The sequence below is a fragment of the Streptomyces sp. NBC_01717 genome (assembly GCF_036248255.1).
GTDB lineage: Bacteria > Actinomycetota > Actinomycetes > Streptomycetales > Streptomycetaceae > Streptomyces.
Genome location: NZ_CP109178.1, coordinates 2,563,444 through 2,581,890, shown reverse-complemented (window position 1 = coordinate 2,581,890; position 18,447 = coordinate 2,563,444). Strand labels below are relative to the sequence as shown.

At 67.2% G+C, this 18,447-nt stretch carries 11 protein-coding genes; 3 read left to right on the top strand and 8 right to left on the bottom strand.

Going from position 1 to position 18,447, the window contains the following annotated elements; genetic code table 11:
• Positions 1–24: 24 nt before the first annotated feature.
• The 8 genes from OHB49_RS11770 to OHB49_RS11735 all read right to left on the bottom strand — a co-directional run bounded on the left by OHB49_RS11770 (position 25) and on the right by OHB49_RS11735 (position 11,768).
• Positions 25–2,112: a non-ribosomal peptide synthetase gene (locus tag OHB49_RS11770; RefSeq protein ID WP_329160086.1), complete on the bottom strand. Its 2,088-nt coding sequence runs from the start codon at positions 2,110–2,112 to the stop codon at positions 25–27.
• 503 nt (positions 2,113–2,615) lie between these two features.
• On the bottom strand, positions 2,616–2,855 hold the full coding sequence (locus OHB49_RS11765) for an MbtH family protein (RefSeq protein ID WP_329160084.1): 240 nt from the start codon (positions 2,853–2,855) through the stop codon (positions 2,616–2,618).
• On the bottom strand, positions 2,852–6,343 hold the full coding sequence (locus OHB49_RS11760) for an amino acid adenylation domain-containing protein (protein ID WP_329160082.1): 3,492 nt from the start codon (positions 6,341–6,343) through the stop codon (positions 2,852–2,854). The genes OHB49_RS11765 and OHB49_RS11760 overlap by 4 nt, the downstream gene beginning before the upstream one ends.
• 199 nt (positions 6,344–6,542) lie before the next feature.
• Positions 6,543–7,904, bottom strand: a complete 1,362-nt coding sequence (locus OHB49_RS11755; protein ID WP_329160081.1) for a DegT/DnrJ/EryC1/StrS family aminotransferase — start codon at positions 7,902–7,904, stop codon at positions 6,543–6,545.
• Positions 7,905–7,946: 42 nt separating this feature from the next.
• A complete protein-coding gene (locus tag OHB49_RS11750; protein WP_329160080.1) occupies positions 7,947–8,246 on the bottom strand; it encodes a hypothetical protein in 300 nt (99 codons plus the stop codon).
• Positions 8,237–9,340: a phosphotransferase gene (locus OHB49_RS11745; RefSeq protein WP_329160078.1), complete on the bottom strand. Its 1,104-nt coding sequence runs from the start codon at positions 9,338–9,340 to the stop codon at positions 8,237–8,239. The genes OHB49_RS11750 and OHB49_RS11745 overlap by 10 nt, the downstream gene beginning before the upstream one ends.
• Positions 9,341–9,419: 79 nt before the next feature.
• Positions 9,420–10,304 (bottom strand): aminoglycoside phosphotransferase family protein, encoded by an 885-nt coding sequence (locus OHB49_RS11740; RefSeq protein ID WP_329160077.1) that lies wholly within the window; start codon positions 10,302–10,304, stop codon positions 9,420–9,422.
• 423 nt (positions 10,305–10,727) lie between these two features.
• Complete coding sequence (locus tag OHB49_RS11735) at positions 10,728–11,768, bottom strand: inosamine-phosphate amidinotransferase 1 (RefSeq protein WP_329160076.1); 1,041 nt, start codon at positions 11,766–11,768, stop codon at positions 10,728–10,730.
• A gap of 1,249 nt (positions 11,769–13,017) precedes the next feature.
• On the opposite strand from OHB49_RS11735, the gene OHB49_RS11730 reads away from it, so the two are divergent.
• The 3 genes from OHB49_RS11730 (at position 13,018) to OHB49_RS11720 (ending at position 18,328) form a co-directional block, all read left to right on the top strand.
• Positions 13,018–14,229, top strand: a complete 1,212-nt coding sequence (locus OHB49_RS11730) for a class I SAM-dependent methyltransferase (RefSeq protein WP_329160075.1) — start codon at positions 13,018–13,020, stop codon at positions 14,227–14,229.
• Between the two features lie 404 nt (positions 14,230–14,633).
• The gene (locus tag OHB49_RS11725; protein ID WP_329160073.1) at positions 14,634–16,541 is read left to right on the top strand and encodes an ABC transporter ATP-binding protein; all 1,908 of its coding nucleotides are present in this window, start codon (positions 14,634–14,636) and stop codon (positions 16,539–16,541) included.
• Complete coding sequence (locus tag OHB49_RS11720) at positions 16,538–18,328, top strand: ABC transporter ATP-binding protein (protein ID WP_329160071.1); 1,791 nt, start codon at positions 16,538–16,540, stop codon at positions 18,326–18,328. Before OHB49_RS11725 ends, OHB49_RS11720 begins: the two co-directional genes overlap by 4 nt.
• The last annotated feature ends 119 nt before the right edge of the window (positions 18,329–18,447 follow it).

Sequence of the window (18,447 nt, the reverse complement as noted above, 5' to 3'; positions counted from 1 at the left end):
TCAGGCCGCCGTTTTCCTCGCCCATCAGGACTTCGTGCCGCGGGCGAGATTGATGACCACCTGCCGCTGCCGTCGTGCCCGGTCCACCACACCGTGGTCGTCCGCTGATCGATGTCCGTCGGCCAGGAACGCGGCGAAAGTCTTGACCGTGGGATAGCGCATGATTTCGAGCACGGTGATGTCCACGCCCTCGGCGACGAACAGCCCCTGCAACATGGCTGCGGCGAAGGAATGTCCACCTACGTCGAAGAAGTTCGATTCGAGTGTGAACTCGTCGTGGCCGAGAACATATGCCCACTTCTCCCGGACCCTGCGCTCCTGCTCGGTCAGCCGCCCCGCGCCGCGCGGCGACGCCGCGGTGCTGGGCAGCAGGGCCTTGAGTGCCTCGACGTCCATCTTCCCGTTGGCGGTGAGCGGCAGTTCGTCGACCTCGACGACACGGCTCGGCACCATGTAGTCCGGCAGCACGCGCCGTAGCCGCTCGGAGATGTCCCCCGTACCGTCAGAGCACGTGACGAACGCGACGAGCTCGTCACCCGCCTGAGCGACGGTGCATCCGGTGACGCCTCGGCAGCCCGCCAGCGCCGCCTCCACCTCGGCGCACTCGATGCGGTATCCGCGAACCTTGACCTGCCGGTCGCGGCGCCCCAGGTAGATGAGCTCACCGTCGAGTGTCCACTTGGCCAGATCTCCGCTGCGGTACATGACGGCTCCCGGCCCTGCGAAGGGGTCGGGTATGAAGCGCCGCTCCATCTCCTCGGGACGGTTCACGTATCCCAGCGCCACACCCCGGCCGCCGACGTGGAGTTCGCCGCTCTCGCCCACGGCGGACAGGTTGCCGGAGTCGTCCAGCACATAGCAGGCCCCGTGCGACATCGGCCGCCCGATGGAGCCCTCTGCCACCAGATTCGCGGCCTTCACCGGCGTGCTGAGTGCCGTCACATGCACGGTGCACTCGGTGATTCCGTACATGTTGACCAAGACGAGCTCGGGCATATGGTCCGCCAGCAGACTCACGGTCTTGCCCCAACTGAGCCCCTCGCCGGCGAACAGGACCAGGCGCAGCGACAGCTCGCCGGCATCCGCCAGGGCGGCAATGCGTTGGCCCATCCGATAGAAGGAGCTCGGGGTCTGACTCAACACGGTGATCCGCTGCTCAGCGATCAGACGGCTGAACGCGATCGGGTCCACTGTCTGTTCGCGAGTCGCCAGCACGAGGAGACCGCCGTGCGCCAAGGCACCCCAGATCTCGAAGACGGAGACATCGAAGTTCAGGGCGTGCGAACACATCCAGACGTCATCCTCGCGAAAGACGATGTGCTCGGCAGCGGCGTCCAGAAGTGCCCCCACATTCTCATGGGAGACGACGACACCCTTGGGACGACCGGTAGAGCCGGACGTGTACATGACGTAAGCAGGTTGCTTCGGCTCGGGGGCCTCCGTCCCGGCCCGCGTCGCCGACTCGGGTTGAGCATCGACGGAACATCGCGCGATCGACAACTCCCGAACTGCCGCGGTCGTGCTGTTCTGTGTGAGGAGCAGGCGCGGGGACGCGTCGTCGACGATGAGCCTGATCCGTTCGGCCGGAAGCTGCGGATCGAGGGGCAGGTAGGCGCAACCGGCCCTCAGCACGCCTATGATCGCCGCGATCGCCTCCACCGAGCGTTCCAGCACAAGCCCGACGACATCCCCGGTCGCGACACCGGCCTCTCGCACAGATGCCGCGATCCGACGGCTCTCCGCGTCCAGTTCGGCGTAGCTGAGTTCCCGCCCACGGCAACGCACCGCAGGGGCGTCGGGGCGCCGGGCGACTGCGGCCTCGAAGCGGGCGATGACGGAGGAAACCGGCTCGACCCGTGGGTGCGGGCCCGCGTTGGCGTATCCGAGCACCTCGTCCCGTTCATCCGCGTCCGCCGCGGACAGCGAGAGCAGTCCCACTTCGGGCTCCGCGCAGGCGCCGGCAGCGAGGGCGACGAAGTGACGGCACATGCGCGCGAGTTCCCGCTCGGCGAAGGAGCCCGCGCGTCGGACGAGCTCGATACGGTTCGCCGGTACCGTGGTCCCGAACTCGAACTCCAGCACATATGCGTTCGAAGCAGAGGACAGCTGCAAGCGAAGTGGCTGACCAGCGACGTCACCGAGCAGATCCGAAGGCGCGTCCGCCGGCCTGGAACGCAGACCAAGGCGGCCGGAAACTTGGTGGAGCACCCCGGCGAGGGTGTCGTCCACGCGTAGAGACACGCCAGGCCCCGTGGAAACGCGCGTCCCGTCAGCGCTCTCCTCGTGAGCCACGAGAGCGAGAGTCACCTCGGCGTCACCGAACCAGCGCGCTACGGCTACCGCGAACACGACTGCGGGTGCGACCACTGGATGCCCGGCCAGCCGAAGCGAAAGCCTTGACAACGCTTCCAGCGATCCGGGCGGCAGTTCCTGAGCCACCCGAACGTCAAACGAATCCAGGGCATGCATGGATAGGCTTCCTTACTCCCAGTCCGATGGGGAAACGGCCGGTTGGGTGATCCGGGGCGGGGGCGCTACCGGCCCGGAGCGGGCGCACAGGACCGACGCCGGTGTGCGCGGTGGGCTCGCTGAGCGGGGGGGCGGCGGGAACCCGGTCATCGGGTCCGGCCTCGCGGCAGCGGGCCGGTCGTCGATTCGCGCACCGACAGCGGTCTCATGTCCGTCCACACCTCCGCGACGTGCGCCAGGCAAGCCTCCTTCGAGCCCTGGAATCCGAGCGGGGACCAGCCGCCCGGTATGGGCCGGTTCGTTCGCCAGATCGAGTGGTGGCCCTCGCCGTTCACGACGACGGCATACTCGATCTCGGACTGTGCCGTGCTCGCGGATGAAGTCATGGTTGTCCCTCCGAGTGCGATGGGTGGGGCGGGGGCGGCTGCCGGGTACGGGCAGCCGCCAGCGAACTCACGGTCGGGTACCGGAACATGTCGATCAGCGTGAGGCCGGGCAGCTTGGGCTCAAGGAGCAGGTGCAGCTTGGCCAGCAGGAAGGAATTGCCTCCAAGCTCGAAGAACGATGCGGTCCGGCCGACCCGGTCGAGGTTGAGGACCGAGCACCATGCCTCCTCGATCAGCTCCTCGACTTGCCGACGGGAGCCTCCCGGCGGTGCCGGGCGACGCGCGACCGGAACACCCGCGGCACGCGGCGTCCCCAGTTGCCGCTTCTCCGTCCTCTCGGCGCGGATCCCGAGCTCCGCCAGTCGGATCTCCGGCTCGAGCGCGATGCGCGAGGCGATGATCTCGTAGTCGGCGACGAGCACTTCGATCGAACCGCGGTCGAAGACTGCTTCGCTGTACTCGAAGTAACCGTCGATCCCGCCATCCCGTTCGACCAGCGAGATCATCAGGTCGCTCTTGGCCGTGACCCGTTCGCCGGGCAGCACGGTCAGGCCAAACCCCGTGTACGGGGGCATCTCGCGGCTGGCGTTCTGGAACGCGAAGAGCACCTGGAACAGCGGGCTCAGCGCGCCCGACCGACCGGGCTCGAGCTCTTGGACGAGCCTTTCGAGCGGCACGTCCTGGTGGGCGAGCGCGTCGCGGACAGCGACAGCCGCACGCAGCACGACCTCGGCCGCCGTATCGTCGGGACTGATGCGCCCCCGTACGATCAAGTTGTTGCCGATGTACCCGATCAGGTCGAGGAATTCAGGCCGGGTACGGTAGGCGACAGGGAAACCGACACAGATGTCGTCCCGCCCGCCCCGCCTCGCGAGCATGATCTGCAGCGCGGCCAGCAGCACCGGGAAGAGCGTGGTCTTCCCCATGGAGGCCAGTTCGCCGAGGCGGCCGACAAGCGCGGGATCGAACCGCACAGGAACGCGGTTGCCGCGGTGCGCGAGCGCGTGACCGTGGGTCGCCGTGGCCGGCAATGCGTCCCGACTCGCCCCGTCGAGCAGATTTCGCCAGTAGGCGAGGTCTCGGTCCATCCGCTCGGTGCCGGCGAGTTGTCGCTGCCACGCTGCGAAATCACGGTACTGGTAGGCCCGCCGCCTGGTGAGACCGTCGGTGCCGCCTGGCGCGACTTCCTCCGGCGCTGGGCTGTCGAGCCGCTTGAGCTCGTCCGCCAGCTGCTGGAAGAAGACGGTCACCGACCAACCGTCGATCAGGATGTGGTGGAAGACGGCGCTGAGCGCGGTTCCATTGGGCAACAGGACGACGGCGAGTCTCCAGAGAGGACCTTGGTCGAGAACGAACGGCCGGCCGGTCGCGTCGGCTGTGAGCGCGTCGAGGGCCTTGGCCGCGAGCTCGGTCGAGCGGGAGCGCAGATCGAAGACCGGAAGCACCGGCACCGTGGGAGGCGAAACGCGCTGCACGGGTTCTCCGTCGACTACGGGAAAGTCGGTGCGCAGCGTTTCGTGCCGTTCCACGAGCCGTGCGACCGCGGCCTCGACCGCGGCGGGTTCCACGGCTCCGGCCAACAGGACGTGACCGCCGACGTTGAACATGGTCGACCCGGGGTCGATCCGGTCGGCCGTCCACAACCTCCTCTGGCCGAAGGAGGGCGAGTAGAAGGGGCCGTCGTCGATCAGTTCGACGGCCGCTGTGCCATCTGTCGATGCTTCTCTGAGGTTGTGCGCGATGGCCTGTGCCGTCGGTTGCTCGAAGACCAGCTGACTGGAGATGTCCAGCCCGAGATCGCGGCGAAGCAGCAGGGTGGCCCGCGCGGCGCTGATCGAATCGAGCCCGAGGTCGAACAGGTTCGCCTCCGGATCGTGGAGCGTACGTCCCAGGGCTGAACCGAACGCGCCGAGGATTCGAGCCTCCAGCGAATCCGCCTCGTTGGTGCCACTGGCCGCGTCGGTGCCACCGGCGAAGACGGCGCGGGCCAATGCCATCCGGTCGGTCTTTCCGTTCGCCGAGAGCGGCAGCCTGTCGATCTGCCGCAGCTCGGACGGAATCAGGTAGCCGGGGACCCGCTCTCGAAGCCAGGTACGCAGTCGATCAGGTCGCGCGCCGGGCCCGCCGGTATAGAACACGGTCAGCACCCGGTCGCCGTGCACATTGCGCGGCGCCAGGGCCACGGCCTCACGGACCTCGGGATGTTCGGACAACCGGGCTTCCACGTCGCGCAGTTGGATGCGGAAGCCGCGCACTTTGACCTGGTCGTCGCTTCGACCGACATAATTGATGGTGCCGTCGGGAGCCGCCCAGACCTGATCCCCCGTTCGGTACATGATTCCGCCGTCCGTACGGAACGGATCAGGCACGAATCGTTCCGCCGTCAGATCCGGCCGGCCTACATAGCACCTGGCGACTCCGGGGCCGCCGACGCACAGCTCCCCGGTCTGGCCCGGCCGCACCGGGTCCAGGTCGCCGTCGAGGATATGGACGGTCGTGTTGCACACGGGAACGCCGATGGGTACGGACGAGAGGTCCGGGGCCAGTTCGCGAATCGTGTGCGTGGTGGTGAACGTCGCGGCCTCGGTGGGACCATAGCCGTTGATCACCACGGGCGGGTCGGACTCGGTCAGCACCGCCCGGACTCGCTCGGGCGAGATCACGTCTCCGCCCACCAGGAGTTGACGAACGCCGGAGAACGCTGCCGGATCCGCGTCCGTCAGGGCGTGGAAGGCCCCAGCGGTCAACCAGAGCAGGGTGATGCCCTCGCGCGCGATGAAGGTGCCGAGGTCCGCCACGGCCACATCCGGCGCGATGACGAGGGACGCCCCCTGGGAGAGCGCCGCCCAGATCTCCAGTACCGAGGCGTCGAAGCAGGCCGAACTGTACTGCAGCACGGTCTCATCGGGTCCGAGCCTCATGAAGTCCGTACCCTGCCACAGCCTCGACATGGCCCTATGAGAGACCGCCGTTCCTTTGGGGCGTCCGGTCGAGCCTGAGGTGTAGATGATGTAGGCGAGGTTTTCCGGGTGGGCCAGGGCGGGCGGGTGGGCTGCTGTGGGGGCGGTCGACGGCGCCGATTCGGCCTGCTCGTCCAGCCACAGCGTCGGGCCGCTGAATGACAGGCCCGGTGGCAGAGTGCCGCGTTCGGCCACCAGAACGGCAGGGGCACTGTCTCCCAGCATGAACGTGAGCGTGTCGACCGGATACGCGGGGTCGAGCGGCACGTAGGCCCCGCCGGACTTGAGGACTGCCAGAATGGCCGCGATCTGAGCGACCCCACGCGGCAGGAGCAGCGCCACAGCCTGCTCCGGCCCCGCGCCGAGCTCCGCCAACCGTAGGGCGAGTTCGTCCGCGCGCCGGTCGAGTTCCCCATAGCTCAGCTGCACACCCTCGTATCTCAGGGCCACCCGATGCGGCTCGCGACGAGTCCATTCTTCAAAGCGCTCGTGCAGGAGAGGGGTCTCCGACCGCGACCCACTGTTCATCCTCGTCTTCTCCCACTTCGTCTTCGATGCCGCGTTCGACACCGTCGCGTTCGATCGTGCTGTCGTGCTGGGAGGTGCGTTGGTCATCCTCTTCGGGGCGCCGTGCCGGCTTCCCGCAGATCTGGGGCGAGCGCAGTGTCCTCGGCTCGGTCCGAGAACGCTCGCCTGCGGCATGACCTGCCCGAGTCGACTCCGGACCTCATGGTGAGACCACCAGTCGGTCCTCCAGCTCGGGCACCGGTGGCTGCGGGCGCAGGGGTCTGAAGTGCGGTGCACTCATCACCACGTCGATGCGGTCGGCGATCTTGGCGAAGGCGTGAACCCATTGGGTCACGCGTTCGCGGTCCGCGATGTGCAGGGTTTCGGGAGCGCGGCCCAGGACGAGCGACGTGTCGAGAACCTGCTCGGTCACAGGAAGGGCTTCGGGTTCCCAAGCCAGGGCCGGGCGATGGTCGTCCGGGGCTACGGTACGGAACCTCGGAGTCGTGCGGCGAAAGGCGGTCATCCGGTTGAGAGGCGCGCGTCCCCAGTAGCCGGCCGTGACGCCTTCCGCGTGGAGGGCCCAGATGATCCGGTCGCGCAACTCGGAGGCCGGGCCCTGCCAGCCGAGCGCTTCCGCATCGATCACCACACGGTAGAGGTGGTGCGTGCTGCTGCGGTCTTCCGGAATCTCGGGCGGCTGGAAGCCCGTGAACTCGCCAATCTTCGCCAGGACAGCGGCGTTCTCCGCCGCGACTTCGATGAATCGGGGTAGTTTACGCAGCTGCGAGTGGGCAAGCGCCGCCGCCATCGGGCTGAGCCGGTCGTTGGTCCCGAGCCAGCGGGACCAGTGGGAGGCGGTCTCGCCCTTCGCCGGGGCCGGGGCCGGCTCAAATCCGAAGTTCGCGTAGCTCATTACAGCTTCCAGCAATGCGGCGTCGTCCGTGACCAGCAAACCACCGTCTCCCGCTGTGAAAGCCTTCTTGTAATTGAGCGAGAAGCAACCGGTTGCTCCGAACGTCCCGGCCGCCTGCCCTGCATAGGTCGCACCCGCCGCCTGGGCCGCGTCCTCGATCAAGTACAGACCGCGCTGATGGCACAGGACCGAGAGCTGCGACATATCGGCGGGAAGGCCGTGCGCGTGCACCACGATGATCGCGCGCGTCGCAGGCGTGACCAGGGCTCGCGCCTTTTCCGGGTCGATGTTGAACGTCACGGGGTCGATGTCGCAGAACACGGGCGTGGCCCCGAGTTGGGCGACCACCATCGCGGTGGCCACCCAGGTCAGACCGGGGACGATGACCTCGTCCCCCGGCCCGATTCCGTGAACGAGGAGGGAGGCGTACAGAGCTGCCGTCGCCGACGAGAGCGAGACGCAGTTTTGAGCACCGGTGAATTCGGCGAAAGCTGCCTCCAACTTCCGGTTCCATCGACTGTGCGGTCCGCCAAGGTCACTCGGCGGTCCGTCGAGCACCGCCATGACGGCCTGCTTGTCCTCGTCGTCGATGTTGGGCCACCGCAGAGGCGAGCTGCGGGTGACGGCGGGGCTGCCGCCCTCGATGGTGAGTTCCTTGCTGGTCATTTCTTTCCTTTCAGGCTCACTCGGAACCCGGCCCGTGTGACGTCAGGGTGTACGGAGCACTCCTCCTTTTGCGGTTCGGTCGGCCGGATAGAGGTGGACGCGAACCTCCAGGCGGCGCCCAGTCGCATGGCGAAACGCCGCCTCCCATGTGTCGGCGCCGGGTCCGTGCTTGATCGCAAGGACATGGACGGTGTTCGGCCCGTCCGGTGTCTCGGCGAAGAACACCTGAACCTTTTCGGGCTGCACCTCCGCGAGACCTACTGCCGTCGTCGTGAGAACGGCGGCGAGGGACGCACGCTCTCCGTCGCTGAGCGATTCGGCGTTCACCAGGATTACCGGCATTCTGTCCCCTTGTCCCAGATGGGCAGTGGTCGAGCGAGGTCCGGGACCTTCATGATCAGCTCGTGGGCGAGCAGGGCGGCGATGGCCAGGTAGGCCGACACGCGCTTCACGTCGCAGCCGCCGGGGCGGTTCGCATGGTACGAGGACAAAGAGATCACGTGCGCAATCTCGGCCAGTGCGACCACACGGACAAAGACGGATTCCGAGACCCCTTCGGCTTGACAGAAGGAGGGCAGCAGCGAAATGAGGACGTCCATTCCTGCGCCGTAGTAGTCAGCGTATGAGCCGCTGATTCTCAGCGAGATCGTCGGCGCCGAAGACGTATACCGCACATCGATCCCATACAATCCGTAATGCACGAGGTCATAACCAGTACGGAGCGATTTCAACATTTTGGCGAAATCGTAGTGGGGAGGCAGGAGTGATTCCCCCCGAGGATCGATCAGAAGGAAGTCCGGTGCACCCACTTCCGTGATCATCATGTTGTCCAGATGGGCGTCGCCGTGGCCGGCGACCAGACGATGGGAATCCTGGAAGAACTCGGACGCGTGGCTGTTCACCCACTCCAGAACACCCCCGACCGAAGTGCACGTGATGCCATTCACCACCCACGTCGGCGCGGTTGCCAGCTTGCGAAGCTCCGGGTGCGCGGTGAGAAGATCCAGGGATCTGAGCATACGGTCCCCGTGAAACTCCTTGTAGAGAGCGGCCCCCGATATCTCGCCGCCACGTATCGGGTACAGATCGGAGATCAGGAAGGGAAGGATCATGGACAGCAATTCCGACGTGCGCGCCGGAGTGATGACGCGACGCAGGATGGCCTTCGCGAAAGCGGGATGCCTGATCCGCTCCAGGCGCAACTCGGCCCATGACGCAGACTCGTCGTAGTGGAAACCCGTTACCCGCGCGAAATGCGCGGCAACTTCGGGCGGGAGTTCCCGGAGGAACTCATATTCCAAGCGCAGCTTTTCGTAGCCGCGTTCCAGTCCGCCGCCATAGGTTTTCACGAATTCGTCGCCATCGATGCTGGTTTCGCCCAGGGAACCTCCCTCGGGCTTCACCAGGCGCTCCCTACTGATTGTGGTGAGGTTCATCGACTCTTCCCCCTCCAGCCGTGCAGGTGCTTCGGGCGGGGGCATTCCACGCGATCGCATAAAATCGAGCTCCAACGCGCTACAACCCGTCCACTTCGCGGATCAGTTGGTGGGTCCACCTGCGCAGCGATTCCCTCTGCCGGCTCCGCCCGGCGGCGTCCTCGGCACTCACGTCGATTTCGGTCAGGAACCACTGGTAGCTGGCCGCCTCATGCGCCGCACCCACAAGATCGGCAGCGGCGACGGCACGGTCAACCACTGATGCCTTCAGGACCGCTTCCCACTCAAGGGCGAACGCCCGGGCCCGCCGGACCCGTTGGGCGGAGGACAGACGGCGTGTCGCGACGGCCAGATCGATGAAGGGATTGCTGATGCAGGAGTCCGTCCAGTCGAAGAGGAACCATCCGCGCGATGTCACCAGGACGTTGTCTTGATGCGCGTCTCCATGGATCAGGGTGGGCGGGATGTCGAGAGCGTTCAACTCGCTCACGCACCGTTCCAGTTGACCCAAAGAGGCAGATAGCGCCTTGCGCGTCTCAGCGTCCAGCAGGTCGTCGCGGGCGGCCAGCCGTTCCATCGCCGCAGCCAGTCCGGCGGGCGAACGGACAGGGCAACCGATCGCTTGCAGCTCCTCAGCGTGGCCGATCGAGGCAATCTGCATCCGGGCGAGCATCTGTACGTAGTCCTCGGCCGGTGGCTCATGGGCCACCCCCGGGAATCCGCGCGACAGCCACCAGCCGCGACCATCCGCCACGACCTCGGGAACGTGCCAGGAGAAGTGCTGTCCGAGCCATCGGATCACACCGGCCTCATGCCCGAAGATGGGTGGCACTGCCTTGAGCCAGAGACTGGATTCCTGCAGCGGAATCTCCAGAAGCCCGGTCAAGGACGTATGGCGACGCTGTACGGGAGGCTCGATCGGAGACAACGAGAGTTCTCCCAGGCGGACATTGACCTCTTCCACGACCGATCGGTACCAGCCGGGCCGGTGCCACTGCGACCGCAGGTCGGCGGGTGGGGACAGTTGAGCGTCCACCCAGCGGAACCCCGTGGGCGGCTTTGCCGCGGGTTGGGTCGATTCGACCTCGACGGAAGTTCGGCCCGTCACCCGCAGTAGCACCGTCTCCAGGCCCAACTCCTCACGTACCACCAGCGCCACACTCTCCGGCTGCTCCTCGGTGACCGGCTCGGACAGGCCGTACACCGAGGGATCATCGCCTCGCTCACCGACGAGCCGCCGTTCTCCGCGCTGGTCCCAGATCGCCACTCCGATCTCCGCCGCGGCCCTTGCGGACCGGGGCGGCCCTTGACCCCGGAGAGACGTTGACAGCGTGCCTGTCACCACTTCAACTTCCCGTCGCATAGGAAGGCCCGCCGTTTGGCCTCGTCATCGATGGGTGTCCAGCGTCCCGTCCCGGCGCACATCGAGCGAGACACAGTGGAATCCGCCGCCGAGCGTCCGCGAGTGCGTCAGGCGTTGGGGGATCACGTCCACACCGTGGGCCTCCAGCGTGTGGATCAGGTCCTTCTGGCGGTCGTCCACGATGACCACCCCCGGGCTGACCACCAGCAGGTTCATACCGATCCACACTGAGCAGTAGGGGTTGTCCCCGACAAAGCCGATGTCCACGAGCTCAGGGCACCAGATCTTGTCCCAGCCGCGCAGGAAGGCCGGCAGGTTCTGGTCGTTGACCCGTTCCGGGTTGAGCAGGACCAGGCCCGGACGCAGCGGGATGATGGTCGAATCGACATGGGTGGACGAGTAGAGCCCCCGGCACGCGTGCACGGTGTAGGGCTCGCCGAGCGTGGACTGCAGCCAGCGGGCACCAAGCTCGTTGCCGCTGTCGGAGACGAGGTAGAGGATGTCGGTTCCGAACCGGAGAACGTTCGCCGCGTCGAACGCCGGCTCGGTGTTGAGGAGCCGGCTCCCGGCCTCGCGGGACAGGTCGTACAGATCATCGGCCAGCCGCGGCTTGGGGGCGGACAGCCACCGGGTGCCGCTGTCGAAGTACTCCAGGAGCAGATCTTTGTAGGCGAAGGGCTCCAGGAACCTCGAGCGCAGCACCATCGGCGTCTCGATGACCGTCTGGCCGACGGCGAGGAGGACGTCGCGGGGGCAGTAGTCGTAGAAGCCGTCGGTGCTCCAGTCAGGCGTGCTGAACACGGCTGACGGATCGCGCGGGCCGGGGCGGCGAACCGTGACTCCGAGTTCGGTCAGCGTCGCGCTGAGCTGGTCCAGCTCATAGGCGGTCTGGTCGACCACGTGCTGAGGAAACGATCCGCTGGGAATGTCCTGCGGGTCTTGGTAGGTGGGGTACTCGACCGTGTGCAGGTCGGTGCCGGGGCGGGGAATCTGTGCCCCGCGGATTGTACCGATGATGACCTCGCGCAGCGGGTCCCATTCGTTGTGGACATTTACGAGGCTCATTGCGTATCTCCGATCTAGGGCTTCCGCGAGTCGAGTCTCATCCGTCGCGACGGCGGGAAGTATGTCCGTGACAAGGGATCCAGGAAGAGGGACGCGGTGCACCCCCGTCAACCCCCGTCGACATCGGGCCGGAGCGCCGTTCCTCAGCCCAACTACCGTGGACGGGGGCACGGTCCCTGAACCGGCAAGGCGTGTCTCAAACACCTGTGAGCCGGCGCACCTTATCGATCGCCTCGGACACCCAGGGTTCAGCCGCTCTATTCAGCGCCGAATTCCCTGACGCCCAGACCAACCATCCCCGCGAGCACCGGAACTTAACCACACTTGATGCATCACCACAAGGAAACCGGGAGGCAAGCAGAGCGAGTCAGGCACAGCGCAGAGTTCCGGCCGAAAGAGCTTCGTAGGTGGTCACAGGCCCGAATGGCTGCGGGTATGGGTGCCCAGTACACGAACGCCCGTGACGGTGCGTCAAGACCGGGTGCAGCGAGGGCCCCAGGGGCAGAGCGTGGAGTGTGCGGCTGCGCCGGCAGGGGTGACGGAGGGGATCGCGGACGGCCTCGGGCGCGGTGAACTGCATGGTGAACTGCGTGCTCCGGGCGGGGTTTCCGAGGCGACGCCGAGGGAGCCGGGCACCCGACACCGCTGGTTCCTGGCCGAGGCACTCGGACACTCCGGCCTCCACCGGCTGCACCACGCGACCCTGCGCAATGCCGCCAAAAGCGCCCTAAAATCGGCAGTCACCTTCCTCACCGCGGCAACGCACAAGGAGCGGGTCGGCCGCAATCGGACTCAACGGGCGGGCCAAAAGCGGCCCTTGCCCTGGCGCATGAGATGTGATCAAGTACCGCGATGGGACAGGAGGCCGACGCGGCCTGGTAGCGGCACGGATTGCGGAGCCTCGGACGATGCAGAGCCTATTTCCGACGGAGACCACATTTGCAGTGTTCTCAGCATCCTGCGATCAGCCATGGGGGTTTCATGCAGCATTGCCTTTCTCTGCCGACAATGTGCCGCATTTGCCGCATCAGACCACCGTTGACTCAGGGCGCTCCAATTCTTCGCCATGTTCGTGGCGAAGTCGGGGTTCGGCGCGCCCGTAAAGCGCGTGCGCTTATCCCTGACGCGCATCGGGGCAGGTCCGTCTCACACCGACTCGTCGTGTGTCGGGGCCGATCGCCGAGCGTCGCCCAGGCACTTCGTGCGCGCCCGCGGAACGCGGTCGCCGGATCTCATGACGAGGGTGGCAATGCACTCTAGGAAACCCGAGCTGGAGCAGCGTCATATCTCTGTGTGGCAGTCCGTCTTCGACGCCACGTACACCTCGTCGTCCGCGGCGGGTGCGGTCGACGACTACGCCGGCTGGACCGACAGCGGTGGCCGCCAGCAGATTCCCGACCCCGACATGCGGGAGTGGGCCGACGATGCGGCTGCCAGTGTGTCGGCGCTGCGCCCCGGCCGTCTGCTGGAGGTGGGCTGCGGGACCGGCCTGCTGCTGCGTCGCCTCGCCCATGACTGCCGGTATGTGGGGACCGACCTCTCCGCCGCAGCGCTCACCAGGGCAGCCGCGGCGTCCGACGCGACAGTGGAGGGACTGCACCAGCTGCCCGCACACGAGATCGACAGCCTCGGCGGCGGTTTCGACGCTGTTGTCCTGAACTCGGTGGTGCAGTACTTTCCTGGACTCGACTACCTCCGTGACGTGCTCCACCAGGCTGTTGAGGCTGTGGCGGGCACAGGACACGTGTTCGTGGGCGATGTACGCCACGTGGACCTGCTGGACGCCCAGGCGGCGGCCGAACTCGACGCGGGCGAGGGGGTCCCCCTGGACCCGGAGCGTCTGCGCCATCGGGTGCGTGCCCATCGGCAGGGCAACGAACTGGCGGTACGGCCAACGGTGTTCGAGGAAATCCACCCGCGGGTCACGAATGTCCGAGTGCGTCCCAAGACGATCCACCCACGCACCGCTATGGCACGGTTCAGGTACGACGTCGTCCTCACCGTAGACGGCCAGCCTCCGCAGCGCGCCGGCACTTCGAGGGCTTGGGAGACGATCGGCAGCAATGAGGCGCTGCGCGTCCTCGTCGAAGAGTTCGGGTCGGAGGCGCGGGGCGCTGAGTCCCTGGAAATCACCGGCATCGCGAACGCGAACATCCGAGCGTCCGCGGGCACCGGCTCGGAGCGTGGACCGGCTCACCGCTGGGCGATAGGGCCCAGGGATTTGCGGCAGCTCGTGGAGAGTCACGGCCTGGCTTCCGAGCTCTCCTGGCGTTCCTGCCTGCCGGACGGCTCCTTCGATGCCGTACTGCACCGGGGCGCCGAGGGAGTCGAGATCGGCGCGCGCGGCTCTGCGGAGACCGAGGATGCGTGGTTCACCTCCGCTGCGCCCTCCACCAGCCCCCTGGATGCGTTGCGCCGGGTACACACGGACTTCGCGGGCGCGCCCCGCCCGGAGGTGTAAATCGCTTGGCAGGCTCATGTCGCAGCTGCAGCGTGCCCGGCGCTGGGGCCTACCGGGACGTTGCAGCCCTTCTGCGCGCGGGGCGCAGCTGGTGCGCGCTCACTCGTGAGCACCTGCTGGAAGGCGGCGCCCGCCCGGCGCCCCTCAACTGCCCCGACTGCGCACCCGGCCGCGTCCGCGGCAGCTTCGACCGACGCCCAGCGCCCCGTGCCGCTCCCTGCCGGTGGGTGGCGTACGGTGCACGGACCCCGCAGCGGGCAGGGTGCCCCGGCCTGCGGCGAGACCGCGTGGAGGACCGGACCCCCGCGTCCGTGGAGGGATGGCTCGGCGCCTCCTCCACGCCGCCGCTGGAGGGGCATCACCGTGCGAATTGACGGATCGACGCGATGGCGGGAGATACAGCCGTGACCGAAGCACAGTTCGACGCTCTGTTGCAGAGTAAGACGGGACCGACCCGGCACACGTGGGCGGACCGTCGAGATCTGCTCGGCCTCTTCCGCGACGTGCCGCGAGGCCGCACCGTGCTGCTGACACTCGTGCTCCTGATCCGTTGCACGACCCCACCGCTGGTCGGCGTCGCCCTCGGGCTGACGGTCCGCGGGGTGCAGCGCGCCGATGCCATAGGCTCGCTCGGCCCCTTGACCGGCCCGCTGTCGCTGTTCGGCGTGCTTCTGGTGTCAGGGCACCTGGCGGACGCGTGGGCCCCGAGCCTGACCTTCGCGGCAGCGGCCGCCATCGACGGGGCGCACCGCACCGAGGTTGCCAGGCTCGCCTCGTCCACCTTGGACGTCGTCGCCCTGGAGGCATCCGGGACCCACGCGCTGCTGCGCGAGGTCGCGGCCGATCCCATGCTCGGGTTCGAGGCCACTCCCGGCAAGGGCGCGACGGCAGAGCTCAGGTGGCTGGTCAACGTGGCCGCTGCGGTCACGGCGGCTCTCGCGCTGTGCTGGTACGCGTGGTGGCTGGTTCCCATCGTGGCTGTGCCGGCCCTGGTCAACCGGTTCCTGCGCAAGCGCGAGGCGTTCGGCGTCGCCGCCCGCTGGAAGTGGGCCGCCGGCGGCGAGGCACCGGCCGACGTGTGGCGGCGCGCCACAGTGGGCCCGGAGGCCAAGGACATCCGGCTGTTCGGCCTGGCCGACTGGACCGTCGAGACCATGCACTCCCACATTCTCAAGGCGAACCTCCCGCTGTGGACCTACGCCATCCGGTTGGTCAGAACCGAGTGGACCCAGTTCGCGCTCATCGTCGCCGGCCTGGTGCCGGCGTACGTCCTGGCGGCGCACTCGACCGCACTGGGCGAGACGTCCGTCGGGGTGCTGACCGCGGTACTGATGGGCAGTTGGTCGCTTCACCAGGCCACCTCGTCGAGCTGGGACCTGATCGAGATGTCGGGCTCGACGAATCTGCGCAACGCGACGCAGGAGCTGCGGACGGCTCTGGCGGACCCCGATGACCGCAGCCGTGCCCGCCTCACGGAGACCGCGAATCCGTCGTCACGCGCAGCCCGGCGCCCCGGCGGGCCCCCTCACATCGTGTTCGAGGACGTGTCGTTCGCCTATGCCCCGCACCTGCCGCCCGTATTGGCAGCAGCCAGCTTCGAGATCCCGGCGGGGGCCACCGTGGCACTTGTGGGACTCAACGGCGCCGGCAAGTCCACCCTCGTCAAGCTACTGACCCAGCTCTACCGCCCGAGCTCCGGTCGCATCCTGGTCGACGGCGTTGACCTGGCGAGTGTCCCGCAGGCCGTCTGGCAAAGCCGGATCTCCGCCGTATTCCAGGACTTCATCAAGTACGAGTCCACGCTCGAGGACAACATCGTGCTCGGACAGTCCCAACTGCCGACCGACCGCGATGCCTTGGCAGCGGCTGTCGCGGAGTCCGGACTGCAACCGGTCATCGACCGGCTGCCTCGCGGGCTGGCTTCCATGGTGTCGCGCAACCGTGAGGGCGGAGTCGACCTGTCCGGTGGACAGTGGCAACAGGTGGTGCTGGCCCGGGCATTGATGGGGCTGGGCGGGGCGCCGGGACTGCTGGTCCTCGACGAGCCCACGGCCCATCTCGACGTGAACACCGAACGGGAGACGTTTCTGCGCCTCAACGCCCGACGCGGGACCACGACGACGCTGCTCATCACCCACAGACTGTCCACGACCCGCGACGCCGACCGCATCCTCTTCCTCCGTGAAGGCAGGATCGAGGAGGCGGGAACGCACGAGCAGCTCATGCGACTCGACGGGCACTACGCGCAGATGTTCCGGATTCAAGCCGAGCGTTTCAGCAAGGGCTTCACCATGCTCGAGGAGGACTCGTGACCAAGCGACTGGCGATCAGATGGGAGATGCTGAAACGGTGTGGCCGGCTGATGCCGGGCTACACGGCCGCCTCGCTGGCGGCCCTGACGATCTCCACATTCGTCGTGGCCGCCACGGCACTGTCGGTATGGGCGACCGTCAACGCCAGCACGGAGGGGGACGTTACGCGGGCGATGACCGCTGCGGCACTGGCGGCCGGGGCGTACGCGCTCAGCATCTCCTGCCAGGACGCGACGGACGCACTCGTGCGCACGACGGCCGACCGGTTCGGACGGCTCGTGCTCCATCCGGAGATCCATCGCGACATCTCGGCCATGGAGGGGATGGAGCACCTCGAGAAAAGCGACTACCTCGACCGCGTAACCCTCCTCAGAGGCGGGTCTTCCCCGTTGGCGGCCAGCCTGTGGACCTTCCTCACGGCGTGCTCCAACATGCTGAAGGTACTCATCATGGTGGTCCTCCTGGGCGCCGTCACCCCGTGGCTGGGACTCCTCGCGCTCCTCGCGATCGTTCCTGTCTGGTGTGACGCCCGAGGTCAGCGTGTCGTCCAGGCCACGGATCTGGAGACGGCCGAGATGTTCCGCCATCAGCAGCACCTCTACGGGCTCCTCACCAACGCCCGACACGTGAAGGAGATACGCACCGCGGGGGTAGCGGACGAGTTGCTCCAGCAACAGCGATCGACATGGGACTCGCTCATGGCGCGCCGTTCCCGCGCGCAGTTTCGCGCGAGCGTGTGGAGCACCGCTGGATGGGCGTGCTACGCCGGCGGCTTCTTGGCGGGGCTGATCTGGACCGTTTCGCAGGCGGTCAACGGCAGTGTCAACCTCGGAGACATCACGCTCACCGTGGTCGTCGCCGCGACGCTGCGGCAGTCGATCGCGACGACCGTCGACAGCTTCGCCACGGTGTCCAGCGCTTCCCGCATGATCGAGCCGTATGTGTGGCTCCGCGAAACGCGACGGGCCGCGACGAGTAGCTCAGCGGACCGGCTTCCGCCCGAACGGCTCGTGGACGGCATTGAACTGCGCAATGTCAGCTTCTCCTACACCGGCGCGCAGTCGCCGAGCCTCCGGAACATCTCGCTGTCCCTGCGAGCAGGCTCGACCGTGGCGCTCGTCGGTGAGTACGGATCGGGCAAGACGACCTTGGTCAAGCTGCTCTGCAAGTTCTACGAACCCACCTCGGGTGCCATTCTGGTGGACGGCGTGGGCCTGGACGAGGTGGACACCGCCGCCTGGCGCACGCGCATGTCCGGAGCGTTCCAGGACTTCGGCCGGTTCCATGTGCCGGTGCGGGTCGGGATCGGACTGGGTGACCTGCCGAACATGGACGATGACGCCGCACTCGACCGTGCGCTCGGTGGAGCACAGGCCCGCGACATGCTGTCGAAACTGCCTGCGGGGCTCGACACGGTGGTGGGATCGGAGGTCGGTGGCATCGAGCTTTCCGAAGGGCAGTGGCAACGCGTCGCCCTCGCGCGAGCCAGCATGCGCCAGAAGCCGCTCCTGGTCGTCTTCGACGAACCCACGGCGTCAATCGACGCACCCAGTGAGCACGCCATCTTCGAGCAGTTCAGCGCCTTCTCACGGTCAATCGCCACACGCAGCGGGGCTATCACCCTCCTGGTCTCCCACCGCTTTTCCACCGTCACTTCTGCGGATGTGATCGTAGTGATGGCTCATGGGCAGGTCGTCGAGGTCGGCAGCCACGCCGAGCTCATGAAGAAGGGCGGACGCTATGCCGAGCTTTACGGAATCCAGGAGAAGGGTTACGCGACTTCGTGAGTGATGGGTGCCCCGCTGCGGCGTGCCGCGCGAGGTCCGATTCCCCAACGGCGGCGCCCCGGAGGGTCATGGCGTAGTCAGGTAGCTCCTGGTCACGACGTCGACAAGGTCAGCGGAAT